This window comes from Pseudomonas sp. JAI115, assembly GCF_014200835.1.
Classification (GTDB): domain Bacteria; phylum Pseudomonadota; class Gammaproteobacteria; order Pseudomonadales; family Pseudomonadaceae; genus Aquipseudomonas; species Aquipseudomonas putida_A.
Map to the genome: position 1 here is coordinate 1 of NZ_JACHCY010000018.1, position 12,183 is coordinate 12,183.

12 protein-coding genes are annotated in these 12,183 nt (G+C 60.2%); 8 read left to right on the forward strand and 4 right to left on the reverse strand.

What is annotated here, in order from left to right; all coding sequences use genetic code 11:
• Positions 1-162 precede the first annotated feature (162 nt).
• From HDC30_RS25770 to HDC30_RS25780, 3 genes are all read right to left on the reverse strand, one after another.
• Complete coding sequence (locus HDC30_RS25770) at positions 163-1,479, reverse strand: MFS transporter (protein WP_027610967.1); 1,317 nt, start codon at positions 1,477-1,479, stop codon at positions 163-165.
• Positions 1,480-1,789: 310 nt separating this feature from the next.
• Complete coding sequence (locus tag HDC30_RS25775; protein WP_183785702.1) at positions 1,790-3,031, reverse strand: HlyC/CorC family transporter; 1,242 nt, start codon at positions 3,029-3,031, stop codon at positions 1,790-1,792.
• Between the two features lie 12 nt (positions 3,032-3,043).
• Complete coding sequence (locus HDC30_RS25780) at positions 3,044-3,856, reverse strand: inner membrane protein YpjD (RefSeq protein ID WP_027610969.1); 813 nt, start codon at positions 3,854-3,856, stop codon at positions 3,044-3,046.
• 195 nt (positions 3,857-4,051) lie between these two features.
• Between HDC30_RS25780 and ffh the strand changes: the two genes are divergently transcribed.
• The 6 genes from ffh to HDC30_RS25810 all read left to right on the forward strand — a co-directional run bounded on the left by ffh (position 4,052) and on the right by HDC30_RS25810 (position 8,140).
• A complete protein-coding gene (ffh, locus tag HDC30_RS25785; RefSeq protein WP_007967791.1) occupies positions 4,052-5,428 on the forward strand; it encodes a signal recognition particle protein in 1,377 nt (458 codons plus the stop codon).
• A 261-nt stretch (positions 5,429-5,689) separates the two neighbouring features.
• Complete coding sequence (gene rpsP, locus HDC30_RS25790) at positions 5,690-5,941, forward strand: 30S ribosomal protein S16 (protein WP_003185073.1); 252 nt, start codon at positions 5,690-5,692, stop codon at positions 5,939-5,941.
• A 5-nt stretch (positions 5,942-5,946) separates the two neighbouring features.
• Positions 5,947-6,483, forward strand: coding sequence for a ribosome maturation factor RimM (rimM, locus tag HDC30_RS25795; protein WP_047601381.1), 537 nt, complete (start codon positions 5,947-5,949; stop codon positions 6,481-6,483).
• Positions 6,484-6,486: 3 nt separating this feature from the next.
• A complete protein-coding gene (gene trmD, locus HDC30_RS25800; RefSeq protein WP_003221981.1) occupies positions 6,487-7,239 on the forward strand; it encodes a tRNA (guanosine(37)-N1)-methyltransferase TrmD in 753 nt (250 codons plus the stop codon).
• Positions 7,240-7,284: 45 nt separating this feature from the next.
• Positions 7,285-7,635, forward strand: a complete 351-nt coding sequence (gene rplS, locus HDC30_RS25805) for a 50S ribosomal protein L19 (RefSeq protein ID WP_003175895.1) — start codon at positions 7,285-7,287, stop codon at positions 7,633-7,635.
• Positions 7,636-7,726: 91 nt separating this feature from the next.
• Positions 7,727-8,140, forward strand: a complete 414-nt coding sequence (locus HDC30_RS25810) for an acyl-CoA thioesterase (protein WP_007908981.1) — start codon at positions 7,727-7,729, stop codon at positions 8,138-8,140.
• Positions 8,141-8,247: 107 nt separating this feature from the next.
• Here the strand turns inward: HDC30_RS25810 and HDC30_RS25815 are convergent, their stop codons facing one another.
• The gene (locus HDC30_RS25815; RefSeq protein ID WP_183785704.1) at positions 8,248-10,056 is read right to left on the reverse strand and encodes a sodium:proton antiporter; all 1,809 of its coding nucleotides are present in this window, start codon (positions 10,054-10,056) and stop codon (positions 8,248-8,250) included.
• A gap of 108 nt (positions 10,057-10,164) precedes the next feature.
• Here HDC30_RS25815 and xerD point away from each other — a divergent pair, with 108 nt between their 5' ends.
• Both xerD and dsbC read left to right on the forward strand, forming a co-directional pair.
• Positions 10,165-11,061, forward strand: coding sequence for a site-specific tyrosine recombinase XerD (gene xerD / locus HDC30_RS25820; protein WP_096795208.1), 897 nt, complete (start codon positions 10,165-10,167; stop codon positions 11,059-11,061).
• 313 nt (positions 11,062-11,374) lie between these two features.
• Positions 11,375-12,106, forward strand: a complete 732-nt coding sequence (gene dsbC / locus HDC30_RS25825; protein WP_007967782.1) for a bifunctional protein-disulfide isomerase/oxidoreductase DsbC — start codon at positions 11,375-11,377, stop codon at positions 12,104-12,106.
• Positions 12,107-12,183 lie beyond the last annotated feature (77 nt).

Genomic DNA, 12,183 nt, shown 5'->3' on the forward strand with positions numbered 1-12,183 from the left:
GCTCTGCCGAGTGGCATTCACCCTGATGAAGAATCAGGGCGAATACCGATCAGTTTGAGATTCTAGGGTTGCTGAGCAACATAGAATCTCCCACAATTGGTTTTGTGTACACCACAGATCCAATGTGGGAGCGAGCCTGCTCGCGAAGCTTTTGATCTTCCGTCAGGCAACCTGATTCAAATCGTTGCCACGCGTTTCCTTCAGACACAGCACAGCAATCAGGCTAAGCACTGCCGCCGCCGACACATACCCGCCGACATAACTCAAACCACCCATTGCCACCAGTTTCTGCGCGAAGAACGGAGCCGCCGAGGCGCCGACGATCCCGCCGAGGTTGTAAGCGGCCGATGCGCCGGTATAGCGCACGTGGGTCGGAAACAGTTCCGGCAGCAGCGCGCCCATCGGGGCAAACGTCACCCCCATCAGGAACAGCTCGATGCACAGGAACAGTGCCACGCCCCAGGTCGAACCTTGCGTCAGCAACGGCTCCATCAGAAACCCGGACAGAATCGCCAGCACGCCGCCAACGATCAGCACCGGTTTGCGCCCGTAACGGTCACTCGCCCAGGCGGACAACGGTGTTGCCGCGGCCATGAACAGCACGGCAAAACACAGCAGTCCAAGGAACGTCTCACGGCTGTAGCCGAGGGTGGACACGCCGTAGCTCAGGGAAAACACCGTCGAGATATAAAACAGCGCATAGCACACCACCATCGCCGCCGCGCCGAGCAGGGTTGGAGCCCAGTACTGGGTGAAAAGCTCGACCAGCGGCACCTTCACTCGCTCCTGACGGGCGATGGCGTTGGCGAATACCGGGGTTTCGTGGAGTTTCAAGCGCACATACAGGCCGACCATCACCAGTGCCGCGCTGAGCAGAAACGGAATCCGCCAGCCCCAACTGCGAAACTGCTCGTCATCGAGGGTCATGGCCAGGGTCAGAAACAGGCCGTTGGCTGCAAGAAAGCCGATCGACGGGCCAAGCTGCGGAAACATGCCGAACCACGCCCGTTTGCCCTTGGGCGCATTCTCCGTGGCCAGCAACGCCGCGCCACCCCATTCGCCACCCAATCCCAAACCCTGACCGAAACGCAGCACGCACAAGAGAATAGGGGCCCAGGCGCCAATGCTGGCGTAACCCGGCAGCACGCCGATCAGCGTGGTGCACACGCCCATCAGCAAGAGCGAGGCGACCAGTGTCGACTTGCGCCCGATGCGGTCACCGAAGTGGCCGAACAAAGCCGAACCCAGCGGGCGGGCGAGGAAGGCGATGCCGAAGGTGAGAAACGCCGAAAGCATCTGCGCGGTGCCGGACGTCTGCGGAAAGAACACCGGCCCGATAACCAGCGCGGCGGCCGTGGCGTAAACGTAGAAGTCGTAGAACTCGATGGCGGTGCCGATGAAACTCGCTGTCGCCACGCGGGTGGCGGAGTTGGTCGGCTGGGCAGGCGCGGTGGCGCTGTAAGCGGTACTGGTCGTCATGCGGTGATCCCTGACAGTCATGAGCTCCGTTGGAGCGAATTATTATGGTTGAACACCCAGGGATGTGGGATGAGACGCGAGCGCTGTTTCGAGTAGGAACAGTCGTCGGGGTGGTGCGGAAAATTACCGAAACCGTTGGCGTGCGGGGTAAGCACAGGGCTCGGCGGCGCTTGGGTAAGCGGCTCGATTATAGGAAGGGGGCTAACGAATGAACAAGAGCAAAGATCGCAGCCTTCGGCAGCTCCTACAGAGTACAGAGGAACGCATTCCCAAATGTAGGAGCTGCCGAAGGCTGCGATCTTTTGATCTTTTATCTGGCCGGCACCAAAGCAGGCACCGCGCTCGTATGCCAGATCAACACCTTGCTCACCCGGTTGTCCTCGGTCTCGAGAATCTCCAGCCGATAGCGCCCGATCTTCAGACACACCGCGCTGTCCGGAATGGTCTCCAGCGCTTCGGTCACCAGGCCGTTGAGGGTTTTCGGACCGTCGCTCGGCAAGTGCCAGCCCAGGCATTTGTTCAACTCGCGGATCGATGCGGTGCCGTCGATCACCATGCGGCCGTCGGGTTGCGGATGAATGTGCGGGTTGTCGAGGCTGTGCTCGCTTTCGAATTCGCCGACGATTTCTTCGAGAATGTCTTCCAGAGTGACGATGCCCAGCACTTCGCCGTACTCGTCCACCACCATGCCCAAGCGGCGCTGCTGCTTGTGGAAGTTCAGCAGTTGCAGTTGCAGCGGGGTGCTTTCCGGAACGAAGTACGGCTCGTAGCTGGCCGCCAGCAGCGCTTCGCGGGTCAGCTGGCCATCGTTGAGCAGATGGCGGATCTGCCGGGTGTTGAGCACCGCTTCGACCTGATTGATGTCGCTATGGAACACCGGCAGGCGCGTGCGCTTGTTGTGGCGCAGTTGTTCGACGATTGCTTCGATCGAGTCGTCGAGGTTGATGCCGTCGACATCGCTCCGTGGCACCAGAATGTCGTTGACCGTGATGTTGTCCAGCGCATGGATTCCTGAGACCGGGTGGGTGCGAGACGGGTGTTCCGGGTCGTCGTTCGGGTCGGCAGGTTCTTCGTCTTCACTTTGCTGCACCACCTGTGGTTTGCGCGCGAAGGGCCGCAGCAGCAGACCGCTGATGCGGCTCAGCAGCCAGGCCAGCGGGTAAAGGATCTTCAGCGGAACGGCCAGCAGGGTGTTGCCGAACGACAGCACTGCATCCGGATAGCGCTGGGCCACGGTGCGCGGAAAGTAGTCGGCAAACACCAGCAACACGGCACCGGCGCCGAGGCAGGCGGCCCACGGGCCGTTTTCTTCGCAAAGGAAGATTGCCAGCAGTGTGGCAATGACCACCGCGAGGGCGCGGCACAGGGTGTTGCACAGGATCAGACTGTCGAGCGGGAAGCTCAGCTTCGCCAGCGGCTTATCGCTGGCGCGCGAGGCGGTGCGTTGCGCGAGCAAGTGCTGCTGCGCGATTTCGACGGCGGTAAACAGCCCCGACCATAAAATCAGCAGGACAAATACCGCGAGCATCGGCCCTATGGGCAAACCGTCCATTTATGCCGCCCGTCAGATGTGCAGGATGTATTCACGAACCAGTTTGCTGCCGAAATACGCCAACATCAGCAGGCAGAAACCGGCGAGAGTCCAGCGAATCGCCTTGTGGCCACGCCAGCCGAGGCGATTGCGGCCCCACAGCAGCACGCTGAACACGATCCAGGCCAGGCACGCCAGCAGGGTCTTGTGCACCAGATGCTGGGCGAACAGGTTCTCGACGAACAGCCAGCCGGAGATCAGCGACAGCGACAGCAGCGTCCAGCCGGCCCAGAGGAAACCGAACAGCAGGCTTTCCATGGTTTGCAGTGGCGGGAAATTCTTGATCAGGCCCGACGGGTGCTTGTGCTTGAGCTGGTGATCCTGCACCAGCAGCAGCAAGGCCTGGAACACCGCGATGGTGAACATGCCGTAGGCGAGGATCGACAGCAGGATGTGGGCGAGGATGCCCGGTTCTTCGTCGATGATTTGTACCGTGCCGGCCGGGGCGAACTGCGCCAGCAACACCGTCGCCGCGCCGAGCGGGAACAGCAGCACCAGCAGGTTTTCAACCGGGATCCGCGAGCAGGCCAGTAGCGTCAGGGCGATGACAGCCGCGGCGATCAGGCTGGCGGCGCTGAAGAAGTCCAGGCCCAGGCCGATCGGCGTCAGCAGGTGAGTGAGCAGGCTGGCGCTGTGGGCGAGCACGGCGAGGATGCCGAGCGTAACCAGCAGGCGCTTGTTCGCCTTGGCGCCGGAGGCCAGGCGGGTGCCCTGATAAAGGGTCGCAGCGGCATAAAGAAGCGCGGCGGCGATGGTAGTCAGCAAACTGGGTGACAAGGGGAGCATAAATCCTGTTAGGCAGGCCCGAAAGGCGCTGAGTTTGGCATAGAACCGCCACACCACGAAAGTGCGAGGTGTCCGCCCGACGCAGTCTTCGCTATAATCCGCGACCTGCCCACGCCGCAGGCTCGCCGAGCACATGTTGAATCCGGTCTGGGCCGCCATTATCCCGGTCTACACAGGGCCTGAAAGGATCGCGCAATGTTTGAAAACTTAACCGACCGTCTCTCGCAGACGCTGCGCCATGTCACCGGCAAGGCGAAGCTGACTGAAGACAATATCAAAGACACCCTGCGCGAAGTGCGCATGGCGTTGCTCGAAGCCGACGTCGCCCTGCCGGTGGTCAAGGACTTCGTCAATTCGGTCAAGGAGCGCGCTGTCGGCACCGAGGTGTCGCGCAGCCTGACGCCGGGCCAGGCCTTCGTGAAGATCGTCCAGGCCGAACTCGAAAGCCTGATGGGCGCGGCCAACGAAGACTTGAACCTGAGCGCCGTGCCGCCCGCCGTCATTCTGATGGCCGGTCTGCAGGGTGCCGGTAAAACCACCACCGCCGGCAAACTCGCGCGCTTCCTTAAAGAACGCAAGAAGAAGTCGGTGATGGTGGTGTCGGCGGACATCTACCGTCCGGCTGCGATCAAACAGCTGGAAACCCTGGCCAACGACATCGGCGTGACGTTCTTCCCGTCCGATCTGAGCCAGAAGCCGGTCGACATCGCCAACGCGGCTATTAAAGAAGCAAAACTGAAATTCATCGACGTGGTCATCGTCGACACCGCCGGTCGTCTGCACATCGATGAAGAGATGATGGGCGAGATCAAGGCGCTGCACGCCGCGATCAACCCGGTGGAAACCCTGTTCGTGGTTGACGCCATGACCGGTCAGGACGCCGCCAACACGGCCAAGGCCTTCGGTGATGCGCTGCCGCTGACCGGTGTGATCCTGACCAAGGTCGACGGCGATGCCCGTGGCGGTGCCGCACTGTCGGTGCGCGCGATCACCGGCAAGCCGATCAAGTTCATCGGTATGGGCGAGAAGAGCGAAGCGCTCGATCCGTTCCACCCCGAGCGTATCGCTTCGCGGATCCTCGGCATGGGCGACGTGCTCAGCCTGATCGAACAGGCTGAAGCGACCCTCGACAAGGACAAGGCCGACAAACTGGCCAAGAAGCTGAAGAAGGGCAAGGGCTTCGACCTCGAAGACTTCCGCGATCAACTGCAACAGATGAAGAACATGGGCGGCCTCGGCGGCCTCATGGACAAGCTGCCGAGCATCGGCGGCGTCAACCTGTCGCAAATGGGCAATGCCCAGAACGCGGCAGAGAAGCAGTTCAAGCAGATGGAAGCCATCATCAACTCCATGACCCCGGCCGAGCGCCGCGACCCTGAGCTGATCAGCGGTTCGCGCAAGCGCCGGATCGCCATGGGTTCCGGCACTCAGGTGCAGGACATCGGTCGCTTGATCAAGCAGCACAAGCAGATGCAGAAGATGATGAAGAAATTCACCGCCAAAGGCGGAATGGCGAAAATGATGCGCGGCATGGGCGGTATGTTGCCCGGCGGCGGCATGCCGAAAATGTGATTCAGGACACCATGACTTCGCCGGTCGTCGCACCGGCGCAGGCCCTGCAAGGACGCAGGATCAACAGCAAACCCGCACTCGGCGGGAGCTGACCGGCCGTTTTCATCGACGGCTCTATATGCAAATCCGCACGGCATGCCATAGGCCCCGGAAAAAGTCATTTGCAAAAGTCCGGATATTCCTTAGAATATGCGGCCTTTCGGGCACCCATGCCCGCTGTGCATTTAGATTTGCAGCACCGACTACAGGAACGATGTTCACATGCTAACAATCCGTCTTGCCCTTGGCGGCTCCAAAAAGCGCCCGTTTTACCACCTGACCGTAACCGACTCGCGTAACCCGCGTGACGGCTCCCACAAAGAACAGGTTGGTTTCTTCAACCCTGTTGCCCGTGGTCAGGAAATCCGTCTGTCCGTGAACCAAGAGCGCGTAGCCTACTGGCTGAGCGTTGGTGCACAGCCTTCTGAGCGTGTTGCTCAGTTGCTGAAGGAATCTGCCAAGGCAGCAGCCTGAGCAGTATGAGCGCGACGCCAGAAAAAGCTGATGACCTGATCGTTGTTGGCAAGATTTTTTCGGTTCACGGCGTTCGCGGCGAGGTGAAGGTCTTTTCCTTTACCGATCCGATTGAAAACCTGTTGGACTACCGCAACTGGACGCTTCGGCGTGAAGGCGTGGTGAAACAGGTCGAGCTGGTCAGCGGCCGATCCACTCAAAAGGATCTGGTTGCCAAGCTCAAAGGCCTCGACGATCGCGATGAAGCCCGTCTTCTGAGCGGTTACGAGATTTGCATCTCACGAAGCCTTTTGCCCAACCTGACAGGCGACGAGTACTACTGGTACCAGTTGCAGGGTCTGAGCGTCATCAACCAGGACGAGCAATTGTTCGGCAAGGTTGATCACCTGTTGGAGACCGGCGCGAACGATGTATTGGTGGTCAAGCCCTGCGCGGGCAGCCTGGATGATCGCGAGCGGTTGTTGCCCTATACAGAGCAATGCGTGCTGGCAATCGACCTGGAAGCAGGCGTGATGCGGGTGGAATGGGACGCGGACTTCTAAGCAATGGCCAGCCTGCGCGTAGACGTCATTACGCTGTTCCCCGAGATGTTCTCGGCCATCAGTGAGTACGGCATTACCAGTCGTGCGGTCAAACAGGGGCTGTTGCAGCTGACCTGTTGGAATCCGCGGGATTACACGACGGATCGGCATCACACTGTGGACGATCGCCCGTTTGGCGGTGGTCCGGGCATGGTGATGAAGATCAAGCCCCTGGAAGATGCTCTGGTTCAGGCCAAGGCAGCAGCCGGGGAGGCGGCGAAGGTGATTTACCTGTCCCCCCAAGGCCGTCAACTGACTCAGTCGGCGGTACGCGAGTTGGCAAAATCGGATGCATTGATCCTGATTGCCGGCCGCTATGAAGGCATTGACGAGCGCTTTATTGAGGCTCATGTCGATGAAGAGTGGTCGATTGGTGACTATGTACTGTCTGGCGGCGAGCTGCCGGCCATGGTCATGATCGATGCGGTTACACGACTGCTGCCCGGAGCTTTAGGGCATGCGGATTCCGCTGAGGAAGATTCCTTTACGGATGGTCTGCTGGATTGCCCGCACTACACCCGACCTGAGGTGTATGCGGATCAGCGTGTTCCCGACGTGTTGCTAAGTGGCAATCACGCGCATATCCGGCGTTGGCGTTTACAGCAGTCCCTTGGTAGGACCTATGAACGACGCGCCGATCTTCTGGAAAGCCGCTCGCTTTCTGGAGAAGAGAAGAAGCTGCTCGAGGAATACATCCGCGAGCGGGACGATAGTTAACAACGTATCGATGGTAGATCAGTTGATTTACCTTAGGAGCACAGCATGACCAACAAAATCATCCTTGCACTCGAAGCAGAGCAGATGACCAAAGAAATCCCTACCTTTGCCCCAGGCGACACCATTGTCGTTCAGGTGAAAGTGAAGGAAGGCGATCGTTCCCGTCTGCAAGCGTTCGAAGGCGTTGTAATCGCCAAGCGTAACCGCGGCGTGAACAGTGCGTTCACCGTTCGTAAAATCTCCAACGGTGTTGGCGTAGAGCGTACTTTCCAGACCTACTCCCCGCAGATCGACAGCATGGCTGTCAAACGTCGCGGTGACGTACGTAAAGCCAAGCTGTACTACCTGCGCGACCTGTCGGGTAAAGCAGCTCGCATCAAGGAAAAACTGGCTTAAGTCCAGCTTCCGATGCAGAAAAAAGCAGCCTACGGGCTGCTTTTTTGTTGCCTGTAATTTATCCACAGCATTTTTGTTTCAGGCCAGAACCATGACCACCCGCGACCAGGAAATCCAGCGCCGTACCGAACTCTCGGTAACCCGCGTGACCAAAGCCGTCTTCCCGCCGACCACCAACCACCACAACACCCTGTTCGGCGGCACCGCGCTGGCATGGATGGACGAAGTGTCGTTCATCACCGCCACCCGCTTCTGCCGCCTGCCGCTGGTGACTGTTTCAACCGACCGCATCGACTTCAACCACGCGATCCCGGCCGGCTCCATCGTCGAACTGGTCGGTAAAGTGATCAAGGTCGGCAATACCAGCCTCAAGGTCGAGGTGGAAGTGTTTGTCGAGAGCATGAGTTGCGATGGCCGCGAGAAGGCGATTCATGGGCAGTTCAGCTTTGTCGCTATTGATGATGACAAGCGGCCGGTGCCGGTGCTGCCTGGGTTTGCAGCCTGATCTGGAACCGAGTCGCGCCATTCGCGAGCAGGCTCGCTCCCACAGGCTTTGTGTCGGACACAATTTCCGATCACTGTGGGAGCGAGCCTGCTCGCGAATGCGTCAGCTCAGGCACCGCTGCTCTCAGGCTGAATCAACGCCAACAACGTCCACCCGGATCCCGGTTTCAAAACGGTCTCCGGCGTCACCACATGCACCCAGCCACTGTCATCGCGCATGAACAGCAGCGTCGCCCGATTGCCATGCAATGCCTGGTAATCCTCCCAACCGAAACCGTCCGTCAGCGTCGTGCTGTAGACCTCGGCGCCGTTGCTGATCAGGCTGGCCAGCTTGGCGTAGGTCAGCGCCTCGCTCCCCAGCTGATTGCCGCGATGTTCCAGGCTTGCCCGATGCTTGTCACTGCGACGACTTTCCTGACCACTGGCCAGACCAAACAGGCGTTGATGACCAAAGTCGTGTCGAAAACGCATCGCCGCCAGGGTGTTCAGTTCGCCCGACGGCGATAGCGCCAGCAGATGCCCCAGCCCCACCAGATCCAGATGCGCATCCGCATGCTGAGAAGCCGGGTTACCAAAGTACGTCGGCAAACCCTCCATGCGCGCCGCACGAATATTCTCCCAGCTCGAATCGGTCAGCAGCACGCGGCTGCCCAGTAGCTGCAACGATTTACCCAGCAGGCGCGCCGGGCCGTTGGCGCCGACGATCAGGAAGCCGCTCGGCGCCGGTTCAGCGACGTTCAGCAAGCGTGCCAGTGGCCGAGCGGTTGCACTTTGCAGCACCACGGTGCCGATGATCACCGCGAAAGTCAGCGGCACCAGCAGCAGCGCACCTTCGTGCCCGGCTTGATCCAGACGAATCGCGAAAATCGCCGACACTGCCGCCGCCACGATCCCGCGCGGGGCGATCCAGCACAGCAGGGCGCGTTCACGCCAGCTCAGGCTGGAACCTGCGGTGCTCAACAACACGTTCAACGGGCGCGCGATCAGTTGAATCACCAGCAGCAGAATCAGCACCAGCGGCCCGAGGCCGATCAGGGCATGCAGGTCCAGCCGCGCCGCCAGCAGAATGAACAACCCGGAAATCAGCAGTACGCTGAGGTTTTCCTTGAAGTGCAGGATGTGCCGCACATCCACGCCCTTCATGTTCGCCAGCCACATGCCCATCAGCGTCACCGCGAGCAGGCCGGACTCGTGCATCACCTGATTGGATGCAATGAAGATCCCCAACACCGCCGCCAGCGAGGCGAGGTTATGCAGGTACTCGGGCAACCACTGGCGCCGGATGATGGTGCCCAGCACCCAGCCGCCGACCACCCCGAATACGCTACCGCAGACAATCACGCCGCCAAAGGTCAGCAGACTCTGTTCGAGGCCATTGCCCTCTGAGCGGGCAATGATGAAGCTGTAGACCACCACCGCGAGCAGGGCGCCGATCGGGTCAATGACGATGCCTTCCCAGCGCAGAATGTTGGCGATCGAGGCTTTCGGTCGCACCACCCGCAGCATCGGCACGATCACCGTCGGGCCGGTCACCAGCGTCAGGCTGCCGAACAGGATCGCCAGCAGCCAGTCGAAGCCGAGCAAAAAATGGGTGGCGACGGCAATCACCACCCAGGTCGTGAGCGCGCCGATTGTCACCAGCCGATGCACGACGCTGCCGATCTCGCGCCATTCCGACAGGTGCAGGGTCAGACTGCCCTCAAACAGGATCAACGCGACCGCCAGCGACACCAGCGGCATCAGCAATGGGCCGAACATTTCCTGCGGGTCGAGCCAGCCCAGCACCGGCCCGGCGAGAATCCCGGTCAGCAACAGAAACAGAATCGCCGGCAGCTTCAGGCGCCACGCCAGCCACTGGCAACCCAACGCAGCGACGCCGATCCCGCCAAATGCCAAGAGAATTTGCTGCTCGTTCATTGAAGCTCCCTGTTCCTTGAAATTGCGGGCTATGAAAGACTAGCGGCCATTCCTACAGTTCACTCTACATTTGCGCACGGCCCCGGAGGTTGTGTGTCTTGAGCGCCCATGCCTGCCATCGACCATCCACTGATTGACCAATTCCTCGACGCCCTGTGGCTGGAAAAAGGCCTGTCCGATAACACTCGCGGCGCCTACCGCAGCGATCTGGCGCTGTTCAACGGCTGGCTACAGGAGAAAAACCTCGAGCTGATCAATGCCGGTCGCGAGTTGATCCTCGATCACCTGTCCTGGCGTCTGGAGCAGAACTACAAACCGCGCTCCACCGCCAGATTTCTTTCCGGTGTGCGTGGCTTTTATCGCTACCTGCTGCGGGAAAAGCTGATCAGCGTCGATCCGACCTTGCGCGTCGACATGCCGCAACTGGGCCGGCCGTTGCCCAAATCGTTGTCGGAAGCCGACGTCGAAGCGCTGCTCAAGGCGCCGGACCTGAGCGAAGCCATCGGTCAGCGTGATCGCGCCATGCTTGAGGTGTTGTATGCCTGTGGTCTGCGGGTGACCGAACTGGTAAGCCTGACCTTGGAGCAGGTCAACCTGCGTCAGGGCGTGTTGCGGGTGATGGGCAAGGGCAGCAAGGAGCGGCTGGTGCCGATGGGCGAGGAGGCGATTGTCTGGGTCGAACGCTACATGCGCGATGGCCGCAGCGAGCTGCTCGGCGGGCGCCCCAGCGATGTGCTGTTTCCCAGCCAGCGCGGCGAGCAGATGACCCGCCAGACTTTCTGGCACCGGATCAAGCATTGGGCCAAGGTCGCCGGGATCGGCAAATCGCTGTCGCCGCACACCTTGCGCCATGCGTTTGCCACGCACCTGCTCAACCACGGCGCCGATCTGCGGGTGGTGCAGATGCTGCTGGGGCACAGTGACCTTTCCACTACGCAAATCTACACCCACGTCGCCCGCGCGCGGTTGCAAGATCTGCACGCCAAACACCACCCAAGAGGCTGATGCAACCTTCAATGTTGGAGTCATTACCTGTGGTGAGGGGATTCATCCCCGATGGGCTGCACAGCAGCCCCAAAAACTTTGGGTTTAATAAAAACACCAAAGTATCCATTTACGACCGCAGCGCCTGCATCGGGGATAAATCCCCTCACCACAATAATGTGTGCCAGTCAGCCTTGAGTGTCTTGTGTCAGGCGCATTCGGCCATGCGAGCCTTATGTGGTAGGCTTTGCCGGTTTGCACGATGGACGGTTATGACCCGGTGTTCCGGCACGGGCGTTCTGACCGTTTCATTTGTCCGCCTTCAGGAGTTCTCATGCGTCTGACCCAGATTTTCGCCGCCGCAGCCATTGCGTTGGTCAGCACCTTTGCCGTCGCCGATGACGCGGCCGACAAAGCCATTCGTCAAAGCCTGGAAAAACTCGAACTCGAGGTTCCGGTAGAAAGCATCAGCGCCAGCCCGTTGCCGGGCATGTATGAAGTCAAGCTCAAGGGCAGCCGCGTGCTGTACGCCAGCGCCGACGGCCAGTACATCGTTCAGGGCTACCTGTTCCAGCTCAAGGACGGCAAACCGGTCAACCTGACCGAGAAGACCGAACGCCTGGGCATCTCCAAACTGATCAATGCCATTCCAGTGGCCGAAACCGTGGTGTATCCGGCGGTGGGCGAAACCAAATCGCACATCACCGTGTTCACCGACACCACCTGCCCATACTGCCACAAGCTGCACGCCGAAGTGCCTGAGCTGAACAAGCGCGGCATCGAAGTGCGTTACGTGGCGTTCCCGCGTCAGGGCCTCGGCTCGCCGGGTGACGAGCAACTGCAAGCCGTGTGGTGCTCGACCGACAAGAAAGCCGCCATGGACAAAATGGTCGATGGCAAGGAAATCAAGGCCGCCAAGTGCGCGAACCCGGTTTCCAAACAGTTCGCTTTGGGTCAGTCGATTGGCGTGAACGGCACACCGGCCATCGTTTTGGCTGACGGACAAGTCATTCCGGGCTACCAGCCGGCGCCACAAGTCGCCAAACTGGCGCTGGGCGCCAAGTAATTCGCATCGTCACGGTCCGCCGTTGACGATCATGGTCCGGCAGCAACATCGCCGGGCCATTAATAGAGAGCCGCGAA

Bases quoted from the DNA above. Each gene is read 5' to 3' on its own strand.
- HDC30_RS25815 (WP_183785704.1), bottom strand. From the start codon at position 10,056: ATGAACGAGCAGCAAATTCTCTTGGCATTTGGCGGGATCGGCGTCGCT.
- HDC30_RS25810 (WP_007908981.1), top strand. From the start codon at position 7,727: ATGACCACCCGCGACCAGGAAATCCAGCGCCGTACCGAACTCTCGGTA.
- rpsP (WP_003185073.1), top strand. From the start codon at position 5,690: ATGCTAACAATCCGTCTTGCCCTTGGCGGCTCCAAAAAGCGCCCGTTT.
- ffh (WP_007967791.1), top strand. From the start codon at position 4,052: ATGTTTGAAAACTTAACCGACCGTCTCTCGCAGACGCTGCGCCATGTC.
- rplS (WP_003175895.1), top strand. From the start codon at position 7,285: ATGACCAACAAAATCATCCTTGCACTCGAAGCAGAGCAGATGACCAAA.
- rimM (WP_047601381.1), top strand. From the start codon at position 5,947: ATGAGCGCGACGCCAGAAAAAGCTGATGACCTGATCGTTGTTGGCAAG.
- trmD (WP_003221981.1), top strand. From the start codon at position 6,487: ATGGCCAGCCTGCGCGTAGACGTCATTACGCTGTTCCCCGAGATGTTC.
- HDC30_RS25775 (WP_183785702.1), bottom strand. From the start codon at position 3,031: ATGGACGGTTTGCCCATAGGGCCGATGCTCGCGGTATTTGTCCTGCTG.
- HDC30_RS25780 (WP_027610969.1), bottom strand. From the start codon at position 3,856: ATGCTCCCCTTGTCACCCAGTTTGCTGACTACCATCGCCGCCGCGCTT.
- HDC30_RS25770 (WP_027610967.1), bottom strand. From the start codon at position 1,479: ATGACGACCAGTACCGCTTACAGCGCCACCGCGCCTGCCCAGCCGACC.
- dsbC (WP_007967782.1), top strand. From the start codon at position 11,375: ATGCGTCTGACCCAGATTTTCGCCGCCGCAGCCATTGCGTTGGTCAGC.
- xerD (WP_096795208.1), top strand. From the start codon at position 10,165: ATGCCTGCCATCGACCATCCACTGATTGACCAATTCCTCGACGCCCTG.